The organism is Maribacter hydrothermalis, assembly GCF_001913155.1.
GTDB classification, from domain to species: Bacteria; Bacteroidota; Bacteroidia; order Flavobacteriales; family Flavobacteriaceae; genus Maribacter; species Maribacter hydrothermalis.
The window spans coordinates 2,772,591-2,792,366 of sequence record NZ_CP018760.1 but is presented as its reverse complement, the minus strand read 5'-3'; the positions used below and the strand labels follow the sequence as shown (position 1 = coordinate 2,792,366).

At 34.6% G+C, this 19,776-nt stretch carries 16 protein-coding genes; 5 read left to right on the top strand and 11 right to left on the bottom strand.

The genetic code is table 11. From position 1 onward, the window contains the following. Positions 1–176: 176 nt before the first annotated feature. Positions 177–1,949, bottom strand: a complete 1,773-nt coding sequence (locus BTR34_RS11875) for a hypothetical protein (RefSeq protein WP_068483717.1) — start codon at positions 1,947–1,949, stop codon at positions 177–179. Between the two features lie 106 nt (positions 1,950–2,055). Between BTR34_RS11875 and BTR34_RS11870 the strand changes: the two genes are divergently transcribed. The 3 genes from BTR34_RS11870 (at position 2,056) to BTR34_RS11860 (ending at position 6,103) form a co-directional block, all read left to right on the top strand. Then, on the top strand, positions 2,056–2,568 hold the full coding sequence (locus BTR34_RS11870) for an RNA polymerase sigma factor (protein WP_068483716.1): 513 nt from the start codon (positions 2,056–2,058) through the stop codon (positions 2,566–2,568). Positions 2,569–2,691: 123 nt separating this feature from the next. Further along, the gene (locus tag BTR34_RS11865) at positions 2,692–3,603 is read left to right on the top strand and encodes a FecR family protein (protein ID WP_068483714.1); all 912 of its coding nucleotides are present in this window, start codon (positions 2,692–2,694) and stop codon (positions 3,601–3,603) included. Continuing rightward, a complete protein-coding gene (locus BTR34_RS11860) occupies positions 3,584–6,103 on the top strand; it encodes a TonB-dependent receptor (protein WP_068483712.1) in 2,520 nt (839 codons plus the stop codon). Before BTR34_RS11865 ends, BTR34_RS11860 begins: the two co-directional genes overlap by 20 nt. A gap of 2 nt (positions 6,104–6,105) precedes the next feature. Here BTR34_RS11860 and argS read toward each other — a convergent pair whose 3' ends face one another. Then, positions 6,106–7,887 (bottom strand): arginine--tRNA ligase, encoded by a 1,782-nt coding sequence (gene argS / locus BTR34_RS11855; protein ID WP_068483710.1) that lies wholly within the window; start codon positions 7,885–7,887, stop codon positions 6,106–6,108. A 115-nt stretch (positions 7,888–8,002) separates the two neighbouring features. Between argS and BTR34_RS11850 the strand changes: the two genes are divergently transcribed. Continuing rightward, positions 8,003–8,428, top strand: a complete 426-nt coding sequence (locus tag BTR34_RS11850) for a hypothetical protein (RefSeq protein ID WP_068483707.1) — start codon at positions 8,003–8,005, stop codon at positions 8,426–8,428. After that, a complete protein-coding gene (locus BTR34_RS11845) occupies positions 8,425–9,855 on the top strand; it encodes an SDR family oxidoreductase (protein WP_068483705.1) in 1,431 nt (476 codons plus the stop codon). Before BTR34_RS11850 ends, BTR34_RS11845 begins: the two co-directional genes overlap by 4 nt. 66 nt (positions 9,856–9,921) lie before the next feature. On the opposite strand, the gene ctlX is transcribed toward BTR34_RS11845, so the two are convergent. The 9 genes from ctlX to rpsD form a co-directional block, all read right to left on the bottom strand. Beyond that, positions 9,922–10,851, bottom strand: a complete 930-nt coding sequence (ctlX, locus tag BTR34_RS11840; RefSeq protein WP_068483703.1) for a citrulline utilization hydrolase CtlX — start codon at positions 10,849–10,851, stop codon at positions 9,922–9,924. A 32-nt stretch (positions 10,852–10,883) separates the two neighbouring features. Beyond that, entirely contained in the window at positions 10,884–11,798 is a 915-nt protein-coding gene (locus BTR34_RS11835) for a dimethylarginine dimethylaminohydrolase family protein (protein ID WP_068483701.1), read from the bottom strand. 92 nt (positions 11,799–11,890) lie between these two features. Continuing rightward, positions 11,891–13,177, bottom strand: a complete 1,287-nt coding sequence (locus BTR34_RS11830; RefSeq protein ID WP_068483699.1) for a citrate synthase — start codon at positions 13,175–13,177, stop codon at positions 11,891–11,893. A gap of 114 nt (positions 13,178–13,291) precedes the next feature. Further along, positions 13,292–14,827: a glycogen synthase gene (locus BTR34_RS11825; protein WP_068483697.1), complete on the bottom strand. Its 1,536-nt coding sequence runs from the start codon at positions 14,825–14,827 to the stop codon at positions 13,292–13,294. 119 nt (positions 14,828–14,946) lie between these two features. Further along, positions 14,947–16,239 (bottom strand): phosphopyruvate hydratase, encoded by a 1,293-nt coding sequence (eno, locus tag BTR34_RS11820; protein WP_068483695.1) that lies wholly within the window; start codon positions 16,237–16,239, stop codon positions 14,947–14,949. A gap of 100 nt (positions 16,240–16,339) precedes the next feature. Beyond that, positions 16,340–17,467 (bottom strand): glutamine-hydrolyzing carbamoyl-phosphate synthase small subunit, encoded by a 1,128-nt coding sequence (gene carA, locus BTR34_RS11815; RefSeq protein ID WP_068483694.1) that lies wholly within the window; start codon positions 17,465–17,467, stop codon positions 16,340–16,342. Positions 17,468–17,561: 94 nt separating this feature from the next. After that, the gene (gene rplQ / locus BTR34_RS11810) at positions 17,562–18,095 is read right to left on the bottom strand and encodes a 50S ribosomal protein L17 (protein WP_068483692.1); all 534 of its coding nucleotides are present in this window, start codon (positions 18,093–18,095) and stop codon (positions 17,562–17,564) included. 59 nt (positions 18,096–18,154) lie between these two features. Beyond that, positions 18,155–19,147, bottom strand: coding sequence for a DNA-directed RNA polymerase subunit alpha (locus tag BTR34_RS11805; RefSeq protein WP_068483690.1), 993 nt, complete (start codon positions 19,145–19,147; stop codon positions 18,155–18,157). 17 nt (positions 19,148–19,164) lie between these two features. Then, positions 19,165–19,770, bottom strand: a complete 606-nt coding sequence (gene rpsD / locus BTR34_RS11800) for a 30S ribosomal protein S4 (RefSeq protein ID WP_068483688.1) — start codon at positions 19,768–19,770, stop codon at positions 19,165–19,167. Positions 19,771–19,776 lie beyond the last annotated feature (6 nt).

Genomic DNA, 19,776 nt, shown 5'->3' with positions numbered 1-19,776 from the left:
AGAACTAGAAAATAAACAAAACAAAAGAGCATCCACTATAAATGGATGCTCTAATGATGCTTGTGGGGCAAAAAAGGAATTACATTTTCATAAACTCCTGAACTAAAACCTCCATCAATACCGCCAACGAGGCCCAACTCTTTACTGTTGACGGTATATTTCTGGATGCCTTACTTTTACGCTCTTTCTAAAACCAAATGGTCATATAAACCAGTATCGTTTTCGTGCTTAAGCTCAATTCTTGTTTCATCTATCTCTAAAATTTGATAGTCATTTGCAAAAGGATAATAGTTGCTACCCTCTTCAAAAGAAATAATCATTTCTAACTTACCGCTAAATGCATTTCTATACACAAACCATGTGCCATTACTTAAAACCACCCCATTAGGATTTCTTATTTCTAAAGTACCGTCATTTGCCAGGTAAAAAGTATCGTTCACATACAGATCTGTAGACTCGTCATCGTTCTCCGAGAACAAAGCAACATTCCATTCCGTATTATCAAAAATATTTTTAACGTATGTGATATCCTCATCTTCATCGTCATCATCCATACATTTTTTAACGATTACCAATTCATAGAAAGTCTCTTCTACATTGAACTTTACAATGCTATCTTTTAAATCGCTCAACAACCACTCAAAACTTACAGCACCTTCATCACCTATTGAAATAGCTACTACAAAACGACCTTGTGCATTTGTTGTAATTGCCCATGTACCTTGAGAAACCATAGCATTATTGGTAAGGGTTATTACACCTTGCGGTTGAAACTCTAACGCGCCACCCAATAATCTATCAATCTGATCTCCATTGTTCTTCACGCTTTTAATTATCCAAGAACAATCTCTCAAAATTTCACTAACACCCTCAGTAGTTAACTCATGTAAATCTTCATCGCAAAATTGTTTCATTATAACACGGTTACTATCGCCGTTATATAACTTTATTTTGTCGTCTCCAATATCATAGACATTCCACTCTAGGTTAAAATCTGTCGAGGAATCGAATTCAATTGTCAATTTTGCTCCATTATCACTTACAGTCGTGCTCCAAGTACCCTCATTAGTTGTTGCTCCTGTAAAGCCTGTTACAACGGTGCCATCTTCCTTAAAGTTTAAAATATAATTTACAAATTGTGGAGTTTGATCTATATTGTCTCTTTTAAATTCAGTAATAAACCATACACATTCAACCAATTCGTTTTTAAATTCATCTATATTAAAATCGTCATCGTTATAATCGTCATCATCATCTTCATCACAATTATCTTTTGCATTTTCAATAGCAGCCACCAGCTCTTGATTACTTGCTACAGTGATAGTAGTTTCATCGTATAATTTTAAAGTAACAGGAAAATCAAAACTTATTAAGTTATCGTCGCCCAAATCTTTGAAGAACAAACGTAGTTCACGGTCGCTTGTAACTTCAATAGTACTGGTCTGCTCTAGATTGACATTAAATGTGAAAAGTGTTATAGGGTATACAAAATCTATACATTCTATATCATCATCTTCTCCGCCTTCTTTACAATCTGCAGCCAATTCGCGTAATTCTTCTAATCCGTTAATAGTAATTTCAGAGAAATCCCCTGCAGTAATCGTAATAGGAAAAATAATATCCAATAGGTTTTCATCATCATCAACACTATCAAAAATTTCTTCTATTTGCTCAAGATCATCTTCAGATTCAATGGTAAGTGTTATTCCGTTTACCTCAACCGTGTATGGAAATTTAATTTGGAAGCAACTGGTACCATCAACGATATTGTCGCAAGAACCATCGTTAGAACTGGTACGTTGAATTAAATCTGCCGTTGAAGAATTAGCAGATATTGCCGTAGGCTCATCTCCATTATTAATTTCTTCGAACTCATCTTGACACCCTGTAAAACTTAAAGCAATTGTTAGTAGGCTAACGTACATTGCATAATTAAAAATCTTTTTCATAATGACTTGGTATTGTTTGTTATTATACTTCTAAAACAACCGACTTTTAAAATACCCTACCTCCTTTTTAATTTTTTTTCAAATATCTTTGATAAAAAGCAATCTATTGAAAGTAGACCAACAATTAAATGTATGCGAAGAGCAGATATATAAAAGGGTTTTTAACGAAACGTCTAAAACTATCTTCAATTATATTTATTACAAATTTGGCAATGAAGAAAAAGCAAACGATGCCGTACAAGAGGCGTTTGTTAAGCTATGGGAGAATTGCGCCAAAGTGGCACCAGAAAAAGCAAAGTCCTATTTATATACGGTTGCCAATAATCTCTACCTTAATGTTATTAAGGCTGAAAAGGTACGTTTAAAGTATGCCGATGCTACTTTAAAGACTACCAATGAATCTCCGGAGTTTATTATGGTGGAAAATCAGTTCAAGGAAAAATTGGATAACGCTTTAAATAGTTTACCAGAAAACCAGCGCACTACTTTTCTATTAAATAGGATAGATGGAAAAAAATATGCCGAAATAGCAGAAATGGAAGATGTAAGCGTCAAAGCGATAGAAAAACGGATGCATTTGGCACTGAAAAGTTTAAGAGAGCAAATTGATGGGATATAGGTTAGTGAGTTAAAAAACTATTTAAATTTCAATTAAACAACATAACTACTTAATACTTAATACAAAAATAAAAAAGTAGGGTATTGCTCTACATAGTTGTTATACTTATACAAAGTTAAAAACATGCAAGACAATTACTTAGCAAAATGGCTTAATGATGAATTGACCGAAGCCGAACTGGCGGAGTTTAAGAAGTCGGAAGCTTATGAAACATATCGGAAAATTAAGGAGTCGGCGGCACAGCTAGAATCTCCTGAATTTGATATGGACAAAGCATGGGAATCTATTGAACAAACGAAGACCGTAGACGACCCAAAGGTATTTATACTTTCACCGTTCAAGAAGTTTCTTCGCGTTGCTGCGGTTGTTGCCGTATTACTTACCGCGTCGTTCTTTTATTTAAATACGTTGAAAGAATCTTATACAACGGAATACGCCGAGAACAAATCAATTACACTACCAGATACTTCTGAAGTTATATTGAATGCCGAATCTGAATTGACTTTTAATGAGAAAAAATGGGATTCCAATAGAAATGTAGATCTTAAAGGAGAAGCTTATTTCAAAGTAGCAAAAGGAAAAAAATTCACTGTAGAAACGGCTGAAGGATTGGTTACCGTATTAGGAACTCAGTTTAATGTAGAAACAAGGGAAGACTATTTTGAAGTTACCTGTTTTGAAGGCTTGGTAAGTGTTACCATCAACGGTAAAGAAACCAAATTACCTGCAGGTAATTCTTTGCTTGCAATAAATGGAAAAAGCACCATGTCCAAAGCTATCGTAGATAGCAAACCTTCTTGGTTGTCAAACGAAAGTTCTTTTACAAGTATTCCACTACATTATGTTTTGGATGAATTGCAACGACAATTCAATGTTGAGATTACTGCAAAGGATATTGACACCGCACAGCTTTTTACTGGGTCTTTTAGCAATGAAAATTTAGACCTTGCCCTTAAAAGCATAAGCGTTCCTTTACAAATTAAGTTTAACTTAGATGGGAACAAAGTGCTGTTCTATGCTGAAGAAGCACCTTAATACTCTTATCACCTTATTTTTCTTACTGATTTTCAGTGGGGCGAGCTATGCCCAAACTGAAACTAAAGATAGTGTAGCACTACGCGATTTTTTATCAGAACTAGAATCTAAGTTTGATGTTAAATTCTCTTATGCTGATACTGATGTCGATACTGTATACATCACAAAACCAACATCCAATGTTCTAAACGATATTCTGAATGAACTAGGCGATATTACAGGTATTACCATCAACAAATTAAATGATCGTTACTACACCCTAACCAAAACCACCACTATCTCTATCTGTGGTTATGTGCTTGATAACTTTGAAGAAAACAATATACCCGGTGCTACTGTTGAAATTTACGAATCTAACCTCTCTGGAGTTACAGATGAAAACGGTTCTTTCAATTTTGAAAATGTCCCTATAAATTCATTAGTATACATAAAACACCTTGGGTATAGGCCCATTTTTATTGAAGCAAAAGTCCTTTTAAAAACCAACGAGTGCAAAACTATTGCCATGGCACTCAGCTACCAAGAGTTAGATGAAGTAATTGTAACGCAGTTTCTTACCACAGGATTATATAAACTTAACAACGCAGGTTTTGAATTGAGTCCCTCGAAATTCGGAATTCTACCAGGAGTAAGCGAACCAGATATTTTACAGACCGTACAGGCTTTACCGGGAATTAAGAGTGTTGATGAAACGGTATCTGACATCAATATACGAGGTGGTACAAATGACCAAAATCTTATTCTATGGGACGGAATTAAAATGTACCAAACCGGACATTTCTTCGGATTAATATCTGCATTCAATCCGTATGTAACAGAAAAAGTAACCATCATAAAAAACGGCACATCTGCCATGTATAGTGGTGGCGTTAGTGGTACATTGAGTATGCGTACCTCCGAAGAATTACCCCTAAATTTTAATGGCGGCAGCGGATTCAATTTAATCTCTGGCGATGTTTTTGGCGAAATTCCTATTCAAAATAACATGGCATTACAAGTATCTGCGCGTAGATCATATACCGATTTTTTAAACACGCCCACGTATACTACCTTCTCAGAAAAGGCATTTCAAGATACCGAAGTAAATAGTGAGAGCGAATTCTATTTCTATGATTTCACAACGAAGTTTATGTATGAAATCAATCCGTATCAGAAAGCAAGTGTGAGCTTAATAAACATGAGTAATAACCTGAACTATTTGGAAACTGCCAATGACAGCCTTGCGCCAAATAGAAGTAATCTGAATCAAGATAATTTTTCAATTGGTAGCGAATTACAAAGCGAATGGACAGATTATTTTTCATCTCAACTTAGCTTCTATTACACGCAATACGATTTGGATGCCCTATCCATATCTAACAATGATGCTCAGCAGTTAGAACAAAACAACCTTGTAAAAGAATCTAATATCAAATTAACTACCAATTACAAATTAAGAGAAAACTTGGTTTGGATGAACGGTTATGAATTTACAGAAACAGGAATTGAAAACACCACCAATGTTAATCAGCCACCATTTACAAGTAATATAAAAGGCGTAATTCGTAAACACGGGTTATTCAGCGAAATTGCCTATAGCTCAGAAGATGAGAAATTAAATGGATTTATTGGTGGTCGTGTGAACTATATAGAAAATCTAGATACGTTTCAAGAATACATCTTTGAACCTCGTATAAATATTAGCTATGAGCTGCTTTCTAATTTTAAAGTAGAGGTATTGGGGGAATATAAAAGTCAGGTTACCAATCAGATTATCGATTTAGAACAGAACTTTCTAGGCATTGAAAAAAGACGATGGATACTTTCTGATGGCGATGCCCTACCTATTACAAAAAGTAAGCAGGGATCTTTTGGCTTTAATTTTGATACCAATAGATTATATGTAGGCATAGATGCTTTTTACAAAGAAGTAAATGGTATTAATGTATACACCCAAGGGTTCCAAAATCAGAATCAATTTGATGGTGAGATTGGCTCGTACGCAGTTAAGGGAGCCGAATTTTTAATCAACACGAAGAATAACGACTATAGCGCTTGGTTGAGCTACACCTTCAACAAAAACGATTATACGTTTGATGTTTTAGAACCATCTACATTTCCGAACAACTTAGATGTCAGACATGCTATTACCCTTGCAGGAAACTATACCCTTGGAGACCTTAAAATAGGAATGGGTATAAATTACAAATCTGGAAAACCTTTTACACGACCAGATGAAAATGAGCCTATAAATGAAACTGTTTTCCCCACTGAAATAAATTACGAGGATCCAAATAGCAGTAGACTACCAGAATATTTTAGGGCGGATGCATCAGCAAATTACACGCTGAAAATGGGTGATACCATGAACGCTATTTTTGGCGTATCAGTATTGAATTTCACCAATAGACGCAACACATTAAACACCTATTACAGGTTGCAAAATGATAATACCATTGAAACTATTGAACGCTTATCATTAGGTATTACGCCCAATGCCAGCGTACGAATCAATTTTTAGATTTACATACGTTCAGGCACTTCAACACCCAATAACTTGAAGGCATCTTGTATAACCTCAGCTACTTTCTTGGACAACTGCACACGTAGAACTTTCTTCTCATCGTCAGACTCGCCAAGTATAGAAACCTGTTGGTAGAACGAATTAAATTCCTTCACCAAATCATAAGTATAATTTGCAATCAATGCTGGACTATAATTATCCGCAGCCAATTGAATAGTTTCTGGGAACAACTGCAGTTGCTTGATCAATTCCTTTTCTTTCGCATGTAATTCCGTGACCTTGGCATCTTTAGAAATATCTATACCCATACTTTCCGCCTTTCTTAAGATAGACTGAATACGTGCGTAGGTATATTGAATAAACGGACCCGTATTTCCTTGAAAATCTACAGATTCTTCAGGATCAAAGAGAATACGTTTTTTAGGATCCACTTTTAAAATATAATATTTTAAAGCACCCAAGCCAATCATTTGATACAGTGCCTGCTTTTCTTTTTCGTCGTAATCTTCTAGCTTACCTAGTTCCTTAGAAATGTTTGCAGCAGTTTGTGTCATATCAGCCATAAGATCATCGGCATCAACAACAGTACCTTCTCTACTTTTCATTTTTCCGCTAGGTAAATCTACCATCCCGTAACTAAGATGATGTAGTTTTTTAGACCAAGAGAAACCGAGTTTCTGTAGAATTAAGAACAATACTTTAAAGTGGTAATCTTGCTCATTCCCTACCGTGTAAACCATTCCGTTAACATCTGGGTGGTCTTTTACACGTTGTATGGCAGTACCAATATCTTGGGTCATATAAACCGCAGTACCATCTGAACGAAGTACAATTTTTTCATCTAATCCATCATCAGTTAAATCAATCCAAACACTGCCATCTTCTTTTTTGAAAAAAACACCTTTTTTCAATCCTTCGGCTACAACATCTTTTCCTAAAAGGTAAGTGTCACTTTCATAATACAAGGTATCAAAATCAACCCCTAAATTCTTATAAGTAACTTCGAATCCTTGGTATACCCAATCGTTCATAGTTTTCCAAAGCGCAACAGTTTCTTCATCCCCAGATTCCCATTTTAAAAGCATTTCTTGTGCTTCTAATAAAATTGGAGCTTCTTTTTCAGCAACTTTCTGCTCTTTACCGCTAGCAACCAATTCTGTTATTTCTTCTTTATACGCTTTATCAAAAGCTACGTAATAATTACCAACTAGCTTATCTCCTTTTAACCCTGTAGACTCTGGCGTTTCTCCGTTTCCGAATTTCTGCCAAGCCACCATACTTTTACAAATATGAATTCCACGGTCATTAATAATTTGAGTTTTATACACCTTCTTACCCGATGCCTTTAAAATTTTAGCAACAGAATAACCTAATAAGTTATTACGAATATGCCCTAAGTGTAATGGTTTATTCGTATTTGGTGAAGAATATTCTACCATTACCGCATCGGTAGATTCTTTTACGTAACCGTAATTTTCAGTAGCCGTAATAGAATTGAAAAAATCTAGGTAGAAACCATCGTTAATAGCGATATTTAAAAATCCTTTGATCACGTTAAAGCCGGCAACGGCATCTACATGTTCCTGTAAGTAAGCACCAATTTGTTCACCAATTTGAACAGGATTTCCTTTTACCACACGTAACATTGGGAAAACCACAATCGTGATATCTCCTTCAAAATCTTTACGTGTAGGCTGAAATTCTACATTTGGCAATTCCTTGTCAAAAATAGAATTTACCGCTTCTTTAACTTTATCTGATAGTACCTCTTGAATATTCACCAAAACGTTTAATTAAGGCTGCAAAATTAATCATTTTTTACGCTTTAAGATGAACAGATTCGGCATTCATTCGGCATTTCGTTAACTTTAATGTAAACTGCGCAACAAATTTACCATGCTCGTAAACGTATCGTATAATAACAAAGAGATTTCAAGCAAAATTAACACCGAAGTGGGTAAGTCTTTTACTTTAAAAGAAAGGTGGGCATTGAACGGTATTGGTTCTCCGAAACTTATGATTACCGAAACAAGCATAGAAATAAGAAACTTGCTGATTTTAGACAATAATAGAGATACTTGTAATATAGAAATGAGACCAAAGGGAATCATAGTTGGGTTTAGGTCATTATTAGAATCGTATGCATTGGTGATCCCCTACTATAAACTCACTATTTACAAAGGAGAAGCATCTGTATATTCTATTTATAAAGACCATCATTTTATAAAAGTAGAATCTGACACCAAAGCTGTGCAGAAGTTCTTTAAAAAAATTATGGGTTATAAAGCGGATAACGCACCAACGTCAATTGAAGATTTATGAAAATACTGCTCACAGGTGCCAATGGTTATATAGGTATGCGACTTTTACCGCAGCTTTTAGAAATGGGTCATGAGATAGTTTGTGCTGTACGCGATGAAACTAGGCTTTCGGTAGATAAAGAAATTAGAAGCCAGATTCAAGTTATTGAAATTGATTTTTTAGAGGAACCAAAAGAAAATGTAGTTCCACAGGATATTGATGCAGCGTACTTTTTAATTCACTCTATGAGCTCTTCTACACAGGACTTTGATGACATGGAGGCGAAAACCGCTGAGAATTTCAATAAGTATGTTTCTCAAACAAAAATTAAACAAGTGGTTTATTTAAGCGGAATAGTTAATGATGAAAATCTTTCAAAGCATTTACAGTCCCGAAAAAATGTGGAGGATATTCTTTATCAAGGTGATTTTAACCTAACTGTTTTAAGAGCCGGAATCATTGTAGGCTCTGGAAGTTCTTCATTTGAAATCATCCGCGATTTATGTGAAAAATTACCTGTTATGATTACTCCAAAGTGGGTATTAACCAAGACTCAACCTATTGCCATACGTGATGTTATCGCATTTTTAACGGGAGTTTTAGGAAATGAAAAAACGTACAACGACTCGTTCGATATTGCAGGACCCAATGTACTCACCTATAAAGAAATGCTGCATAAGTATGCCGAAGTAAGAGGATTCAAAAACTGGATTTGGACCGTACCGATTATGACTCCTAAACTATCTTCCTATTGGTTATATTTTGTAACCTCTACCTCTTATAAACTAGCATTGAATCTTGTAGACAGTATGAAGATTGAAGTGGTAGCCAAAGATACTCGCTTGCAAGATATACTTGGAATAACTCCACACACTTACAAAGAAGCAATAGATTTAGCTTTTAAAAAAATAGAACAAAATTTAGTGGTCAGTAGCTGGAAAGATAGTATGATCAGCGGTCGTTTTGTTGAAAACTTAGAGAAACATATACAAGTTCCAAAATATGGTATTCTGAAGGATTACAAACAACTTAAAATTTCGAATCCTGAGGAAGTATTAGAACGCATTTGGAGCATTGGCGGTGAAACCGGATGGTATTACGGGAACTGGCTTTGGAAAATTAGAGGGTTTATGGATAAGCTTTCTGGCGGTGTAGGTTTACGTCGTGGAAGGACTCATGCAAATAAAATATTCGCAGGTGACTCATTAGATTTTTGGAGAGTTCTACTTGCCGATAAAAAAGCAAAAAGATTATTATTGTTTGCTGAAATGAAACTACCAGGCGAAGCTTGGTTAGAATTTAAGATTGACGATGATAATATACTTCACCAAACAGCGACTTTTAGACCACGTGGTTTACGCGGTAGGTTATATTGGTACAGCATTGTGCCATTCCACTATTTTATTTTTGGCGGAATGATCAAGAATATTGCCCATCAGAAAAATTAAAAAACTGTCCAGAATATAAAATCCTAAACAGTTTTTCAATCAACTTATTCTTATTTCAAGCTATATTTAGTTTCTGGGAAGAAATACTTCGGCCATCATACAACGAGCACTACCACCACCACATGTTTCAATAGTATCTAATGAACTATGAAGTATAGGGCAATGATTTTCAATTTGTGAAATTTGTTGAGAAGTAAGACTATTAAATGCTGCCGAACTCATTACCATATATCTTTTGTCTTCGCTTCCTAAAACTTGTAACATATTACCTGCAAAATGATGCATTTGTTTTTCTGTGATAGTAATAATCTCCCTTCCATCTTTTTTTAAATGGTCTAGTACATTTTTTCTTTCTTTTTTATCATCAATTGTATCAGGGCAAATAACCACGAAATTTTCGGCAAGTGCCATCATTACATTGGTATGGTAAATAGGTAATCGTTTACCGTTTACTGATTGATTTGCCGTAAATATTACGGGAAAACAGTCGAAGTCTTCACAAAATTCAATAAATAAATCTTCATCTGCCCGTTCAGATAATGCACAATAAGCCTTTTTATTGACCCTATCTAACAAAATACTTCCGGTACCTTCGAGAAATAATCCTTCTTCCTCTGCAGAAGTATAATCTACAACATCATTAATTTTAAATCCCTTACTTTCTAGAATTTCTAAAATATCTTCTCTTCGTTCATTTCTTCTATTCTCTGCATACATAGGATAAACGCCTACCGTACCATTTGAATGGAACGATATCCAATTGTTTGGAAAAATACTATCTGGAGTATCTGGCTCTTTTGTATCCTCAACCACAATTACATTTACACCTTTTGTTTTTAAGGCATCCACAAAAACATCAAATTCTTCTTGTGCTTTTTCATTTATGGCTTGATTTTTCATATCAAGATCTTCCATAAAATAATTATTAACTGCCGTCTGCTCGTTCATTCTAAATGAAACAGGACGAATCATGAGTATGGTATTAGTAATTTGCATTATTGATAAGTTATTAAAAATTGACCTAAATATTATTCTCTTATTAAAGGCAATGTGCTACAACGCAATAGCCCTTCTTGCTTAGAAATTTCAGCATACGGTATTTCCTCAACCGTAAAACCATGTTCGCGCAACCAATTATTTAATCGCGTGAAATTACGCTCAGACACAACCACGTTAGGAGAAATAGAAAAGACATTGCTGAACATGTTATACATTTCTAAAGCATCTATTTCAAAAATATTTTCCTTCCCGAAAAAGTCAACCAACCATTGATATTCCTCTTCAACCAAAAATCCATTTTTATGTAAAATAGCTTTCCCTTTACCTAATGGCTGAAAACAACAATCTAAATGCAGGGCATTATCTTGAGCAATTGTATTGGATTTTCTAAGTTCAAAAGATTTTACTTTTTTATCAGGAAATTGTTTTCTTAAGTAGTCTATTGCCGCTTTATTCGTTCTAGCCGTAATAAATTCTGAGTAGTCGGGTGCAGTATATGTACCCACAAAAATATAATCGTTCCATGGCATTACATCGCCCCCTTCAACATGAACGTTATCTGGTGGATGAAGAATATGATTATCATCAATCTTATCCAAGACATGCAGTATTGCCTCAACTTCTTTTTCACGATCCGGTAATATATTTGCCTTAATCAATTTATCACCAATTACAAAGGCGATATCTCTAGAAAAAATTTGGTTACAATCTATTAAAATTTCAGGACGAAAAACTTTTACATTATATTTTTCAAACACTTTTCTAAATGCCTCCATTTCTTGAATCATGTCTTCTTCTTTTGGATATGTACCGGCCTTAATATGCTCTAAAGATTTGGGGTCATAAGCTTCCTCAACTGTAGGTATAGGTCCAGAACTTTTTGCAATACCTAAAACAACAGCCTTTAGTGGTGATATTTCGTCATTTATATTTAATTGTAACATAACTAATATTTTAAAATGAATTAAAATTTGGCACAAAAAAAAGCTCCTTTAAAATTAAAAGAGCTTTTTGTTTTTTTAATAAAGGTAGCAATCTACCTCTTGTCCAGTTCGACAAAAGACCTTAAATTTTCACCAACATAAACCTGTCTTGGTCTACCTATTGGTTCACCATTCAATCTCATTTCTCTCCACTGAGCAATCCACCCTGGCAATCTACCTAAAGCGAACATTACTGTAAACATTTCTGTAGGTATACCTAAAGCTCTATATATAATACCTGAATAAAAATCTACATTAGGATATAGTTTTCTTTCCACAAAGTACTGATCCTCTAATGCTTCTTTCTCCAAACCTTTTGCAATTTCCAAAATAGGATCATTTATTCCTAAATCTGCCAATACTTCATCGGCAGCCATTTTGATAATCTTGGCACGCGGGTCAAAGTTCTTGTATACTCTATGACCAAAGCCCATTAATCTAAACGGATCTTCCTTATCTTTTGCCTTCGCCATATATTTTTTGGTATCGCCACCATCAGCTTCGATAGCTTCTAGCATTTCCAATACCGCTTGGTTAGCCCCTCCATGAAGCGGGCCCCAAAGCGCAGAAATACCTGCAGATAACGATGCAAATAAACCAGCATGAGAAGAACCAACGATACGTACCGTACTCGTAGAACAGTTTTGCTCATGATCGGCGTGTAATATCAATAACTTATCTAAAGCCTCAATTACAACTTTGTTCTTTTTATAATCTTGGTTTGGACGCTTGAACATCATTTTATGAATATTCTCAACATATCCTAAACTATCATCACCATAATCTAACGGAAGGCCTTTCTTTTTACGCAATGTCCAAGCTACAAGAACTGGGAATTTGGCAAGAATACGTACAATAGCATGATACATTGCCTCATCTGAACTTACATCAACAGTTGAAGGGTTAAATGCAATTAAGGCACTTGTTAAGGATGACAACACGCCCATAGGGTGTGCAGATTTTGGAAAACCATCCAATATCTTTTTCATCTCTTCATCTACATGAGACTCATCTTTAATATCTTTATGGAACTTAGCCAATTCTTCTTTGTTCGGTAAGTTTCCAAAAATCAATGCATAAGCTACTTCTAAGAAATCGGCTTTCTCAGCTAATTCTTCAATTGAGTAACCTCTATAACGTAAAATACCTTTTTCTCCATCTAAGAATGTAATGGCACTTTCACAAGATCCCGTGTTTTTAAAACCTGGATCAATAGTTATCATTCCTTTGGTTGCTGAACGCAATGATTTGATATCGATTGCAAGTTCATCTTCGGTTCCCTTAATAACTGGAAACTCATATTTTTGACCATTATATTCTAAAATAGCTTTATCTGACATTTTTATTTTTACGTTTTAAATACTTCTCGTAAAGTTAACAAAACAGGATTGTTTTAACAATTTCAAAATTCTGTTTGGGCTAAAATTAACAATAAGTTCTATCAACTACATCACTTACAACAGATATAATGATTTATAATACTCATCTAAAGACTTTTCCCATGTAAAACGAGCCTTTTTAGCATTGTTTTGAATTTTTTTCCAAGCAGGTTTATCGTTTTCCCAAAGAGTTAGCGCTTCATCAAAACTATTTACCATATTCTTAATTTGTTGATCATAAGTTTCGCCGCTAAAAGCAAACCCCGTCTTCATATGAGCAACTGTATCTTTTAAACCACCTGTATGATGTACAAGACATGGGTTCCCATTTCTCATTGCCAGCATTTGACTTATTCCACATGGCTCAAATAAGCTAGGCATAAAATACAAATCTGTTTCTAAATACATAGAATCAATAAGGTCTTCTGACTGACCATTTGTAAATATAAAATTCTTATGCTTATAACTCATTTCTCTAAAAAACTCTTCATAATCCGGGTCCCCGGTTCCTAACAACATAAAGATCCCTTCTACCTTAGTTAGTCTTACAAGTATTTTCTCAAAAGCTTCTGGTGATCGTTTTAAAAAATAGAATTTTTGTTCAGTTAACCTGGCAACACTAGACACAATGAATTTTGGTCTATTACCTACATATTGCATAATTTTCTCGCCGGTATGAGCCAAAAAATCAGCTTTATACTTCTTTGATGTATCTTGAAGCCATCTAAATAAGGCTTTAACTGTGTTTCTATACAGTAATCCTTTTTCGGCTACTCGAATATTACCGTAATTACTTGCATTTAAAATTCCAAATAGCCTGCCCTCATTATCTGCTTTTTGCAAATCTACTTCTAAACTTTCTCCTCCAATAAATTCCGGTCTTCTACTTGGCAAAAGCACGTCATCTTTATAAGAAGGCGAAACGGTATGTACAGCATCGGCCAATCTAATTCCCACGGCCATTAAATTAATACAATCTTGATAACGATAATCCATTAGGGCTTTATGGTCTAGCTGAATTTCAGGAAACCAATTATTAACAGATGCATGGTTATTATAAAATGGTCTTATTCCTTGAATTGCTAAATTATGGATGCTATATACATAACGCATCTTTTTTAAATCTTGATAATTGGGATGGTACTTTTTTATAAACAATAATGCGGCTGCATGCCAATCATGCATATGAACAATATCTAAATCCCCAAAAGCCCCTATTTTTATAGCCTCTGCAGTCGCAGTACAAAAAATAATAAATTTTATAAAATCATTAAAAAAGGGTTCTGTGGGATCATCGTGATAAATATGAGCTATACCACCTTCAAGGATTTCAGGATGATGAATGACATAATGTGTAATATTTACATCAACCTTTTTTGGAATTACTTCATATAACTCTGCGGTATATGGGATACCTCTTAGACTAAACTCAAGCTTTGTCTTGAATATACCATTTTTATGCAATCTAGAATATGAAGGGACTACAACATGGGCTTTATCACCTCGTTTAGAAATCTCTCTTGGTACATCTCTAACTACATCACCCATTCCACCTGCTTTACAATCAGGAATGGCATCGTTCTCTGCGGAAACAAAAAGAAAATTATTCATACGCTAACAAAGTGGGGTTTTTAATGGTTTATTCTCAAAAGGTAGTTAAAGTTTTGATGTACGCCAAAAAAAAAAGCCTTTCTGAAAAGAAAGGCTTAATTAATCATCACAAACAAGGATTATCCTATTTTAAATGCTTTTTTCTGTGGATAGTATGCCGTACTTCCTAATTCCTCCTCAATTCGAAGAAGTTGATTATATTTAGCCATACGATCAGATCTTGATGCAGATCCAGTTTTAATTTGACCTGTATTCAAAGCTACTGCTAAGTCTGCAATAGTATTATCCTCTGTTTCTCCAGAACGGTGGGACATAACAGAAGTATAACCTGCATTTTTCGCCATATTAACCGCCGCTATTGTTTCTGTTAACGTACCAATCTGATTTACTTTTATCAAAATTGAATTCGCAATACCTCTTTCTATTCCGGTTGCCAAACGTTCCACATTAGTAACAAACAAATCATCACCTACTAATTGAACCTTATCGCCAATTTTATCCGTTAAGGACTTCCAACCATCCCAATCGTTTTCATCCATACCATCTTCAATAGAGATAATAGGATACTTAGCACTTAAATCAGCTAAATATTGAGCTTGTTCTTCAGAAGTTCTAATTACACCCGTTTCGCCTTCAAACTTAGTGTAGTCATATTTTCCATCAACAAAAAATTCTGCAGCTGCACAATCTAAAGCGATCATTACATCATCACCTAAAGTATAACCTGCGTTTTTCACAGCTTTGGCAATAGTGTCTAAAGCATCTTCAGTACCACCGGCTAGGTTTGGTGCAAATCCGCCTTCATCGCCTACTGCTGTGCTAAGTCCACGATCATGTAATACTTTTTTAAGGTTATGGAAAATCTCAGTACCCATTTGCATTGCATGTGTAAAGCTTTTTGCTTTCACTGGCATTACCATGAACTCTTGAAATGCGATTGGCGCATCGGAGTGAGAACCTCCATTAATTATATTCATCATTGGCACAGGTAGTGTATTTGCACTTACCCCACCGATATATCTAAAAAGCGAAAGACCCAGTTCATTAGCGGCAGCTTTTGCAGCAGCTAGTGAAACACCAAGAATTGCATTAGCGCCTAATTTGGATTTATTTGGTGTTCCGTCTAAATCAATCATTGTTTGATCTAAAAGATTCTGATCAAAAACATTCATTCCTAAAATTTCTTCTGCAATAATACTGTTTACGTTATCCACAGCTTTACTTACGCCTTTACCCATGAACGCTTTGCCACCATCACGTAGTTCAACAGCTTCATGCTCACCTGTAGAAGCTCCTGAAGGAACTGCAGCTCTACCCATTACACCATTTTCTGTAACCACATCTACTTCAACAGTTGGATTTCCTCTAGAATCTAAAATCTGTCTTGCGTGAACATTTAATATAATACTCATTTTTAATCTTTTTATTAGTTGTTTAAAAAAGTAAAGATACAAAACAGGGAAATCAATGGGTTTGTTTAAACCCAAGATTTCCCAATTAATTAATGTTTATTTAAACTATTTCGTTATGTTTTGAACTTTTCTCAATTAATTTGAAAAAATCATCAAAAAGGTAATCTGCATCGTGAGGACCTGGACTAGCTTCTGGATGATATTGCACAGAGAATACATCTTTATCTTTCATACGAATACCTGCAACGGTCTTATCATTAAGATGTGTATGCGTGATTTCTAAATTACTGTTAGCTTCTGTTTCTTCTCTATTTATGGCAAAGCCATGATTTTGCGAAGTAATCTCTCCTTTCCCTGTAATTAAGTTTAAAATAGGATGATTTATACCCCTATGCCCATTATGCATTTTGTATGTAGAAACTCCGTTTGCCAATGCCAAAACTTGATGTCCTAAGCAAATACCGAAAAGGGGTTTATTTGTTTGGATCATTTTCTTAACCGCAGTAATTGCATCCACTAATGGTTCTGGATCACCAGGACCATTAGAAATAAAGAAAGCATCAGGATTCCAAGAAGACATTTCTTCAAAACTACTATTATAAGGAAAGACTTTTACGTAAGCTCCACGCTTCACCAGGTTTCTTAAAATATTCTTTTTAATTCCAATATCAAGTGCTGCAATTTTAAACGTTGCATTATCATCACCAACAAAATATGGTTCTTTAGTAGAAACTTTCGAGGCCAATTCTAAACCCTCCATGCTTGGCACTTCACTTAATTGTTTTTTCAACTCATCTATATTCTCAATATTAGTAGATATTACAGCATTCATTGCACCATTGTCCCTTATATAGCTAACTAATGCACGCGTATCGACATCTGATATAGCAAACAGCTCATTTTCATCTAAGAAATTTTGCAAACTATTATCTGCGGAAGGTCTTGAATACTCATAGCTGAAATTTCTACAAACCAATCCAGCAATTTTTATAGACTCAGATTCTATCTCATCTTTATTAACGCCATAATTACCAATATGGGCATTGGTAGTTACCATTATTTGTCCGAAATAAGATGGATCCGTAAATATCTCCTGATAACCTGTCATTCCTGTATTGAAACATACTTCACCAAAAGCAGTACCTTTTTTATCTCCAACAGATTTTCCATAAAAGATGGTACCATCTGCAAGTAATATAATAGCTTTTCTCTTTGCTTGATATTTCATTTTAGTCTTATAATTTATTCGTTAACAAAAAAACATAAAAAAAGGATAAACTAGAAAGTTTATCCTTTTTCATTATTAATATTTATCGACAATTTTATTCCTTAGAATCATCTGTCTTAGCTTCTGTTTCGGTTTGAGCTTCTTCCACTTTTGTTTCTTTCTCTGCAGAAACAACTTCAGCATCACTACCACCTGACCTTCTACTTCTTCTAGTAGATTTCTTCTTAGGCTTGCCAGCATTGTATAACTCGTTGAAATCAACCAATTCTATCATTGCCATATCAGCGTTATCACCTAAACGATTACCTAATTTGATAATTCTAGTATAACCACCTGGTCTATCGGCAACCTTTTCAGAAACTACACTAAACAATTCTGTAACAGCATACTTATCACGAAGATTTTTAAAAACGATACGTCTGTTATGAGTACCTTTCTCAGCACTAACATTATTCTCAGCTTTAGACTTTGTAATCAAAGGCTCGATAAATTGTTTTAAAGCTTTCGCTTTAGCAACAGTTGTATTGATTCTTTTGTGTTCGATCAAAGAACAAGCCATGTTTGCTAACATCGCTTTTCTATGAGCAGTTTTTCTACCTAAATGGTTATTTTTTTTACCGTGTCTCATGTTTTAATTTTATCATCTTGCTACCAAACTCGATAGAACGAGGAGCAAAATATGATTATTTAATCTTTATCTAATTTATATTTTGATAAATCCATACCAAAACTTAACCCCTTGTTAATTACAAGTTCTTCAAGTTCCGTTAAAGATTTTTTACCAAAGTTTCTAAACTTCATTAAGTCGTTCTTATTGAAAGAAACTAAATCTCCTAAAGTGTCAACTTCAGCTGCTTTTAAACAGTTTAGTGCACGAACAGAAAGGTCCATATCAACTAATTTAGTTTTCAACAATTGTCTCATATGTAAAGACTCCTCATCATAAGTCTCTGTCTGAGCAATTTCATCAGCTTCTAATGTAATACGCTCATCAGAGAATAACATAAAGTGGTGAATAAGTACTTTAGCAGCTTCAGTTAAAGCATCTTTAGGATGAATGGAACCATCTGAAGATATTTCAAAAACCAATTTTTCGTAATCCGTTTTTTGCTCAACACGAAAGTTCTCTATACTATATTTTACATTCTTAATAGGTGTAAAAATAGAGTCAATTGCTATTGTTCCTAATGGAGCTCCAGATTTTTTATTCTCTTCCGCTGGTACATAACCTCTACCCTTTTCGATAGTAATTTCCATATTGATACTAACTTTAGCATCCATATTACAAATTACCAATTCAGGATTTAATATTTGATAGCCAGAAATAAATTTCTGAAAATCACCTGCGGTCAATTGATTTTTACCACTTACTGAAATTGAAACAACTTCAGCTTCCGAGTCTTCTATTTGTTTTTTGAAACGCACTTGTTTCAAATTCAAAATAATCTCTGTAACATCTTCTACAACGCCAGATATTACTGAGAACTCATGATCTACCTTATCTATTCTTACAGACGTAATAGCGTAACCTTCTAATGAAGATAACAATACGCGTCTTAATGCATTCCCAACAGTTAATCCATAACCAGGTTCCAAAGGGCGAAATTCGAACTTCCCTTCAAAATCAGAGGAATCGATCATTATTACTTTATCGGGTTTCTGAAAATTAAATAATGCCATAATTGGATCGGTGTTGTTTATTTAGAGTATAACTCCACGATTAATTGTTCTTTGATATTTTCTGGAATCTGTAATCTTTCAGGAATGGAAACATATGTACCTTCCTTCTTTTCACTATTCCAAGAAATCCACTCATAAACCGCACTACTAGCAGTTAATGAATCTTGTATACTTTGAAGTGATTTTGATTTTTCTCTTACACCAACAACATCACCAGCCTTTAATGAATAAGATGGTATGTTTACCAACTCTCCGTTTACTGTAATGTGCCTGTGAGAAACCAATTGCCTAGCTCCGCTTCTAGTAGGGGAAATTCCCATTCTATAAACTACGTTATCTAAACGTGACTCACATAATTGAAGTAAAATCTCACCAGCAACACCTTCTTTTCTTTTAGCAGTTTGAAACAAATTTCTAAACTGTTTTTCTAAAATACCATAAGTATATTTAGCCTTTTGTTTCTCCATTAATTGAATAGAGTATTCAGACTTTTTACCTCTTCTTCTATTATTTCCGTGTTGCCCTGGAGGGTAATTTTTCTTTTCGAAAGATTTATCATCTCCGAAAATTGCCTCGCCGAATTTACGAGCAATCTTTGATTTTGGTCCTGTATATCTTGCCATTTTCTT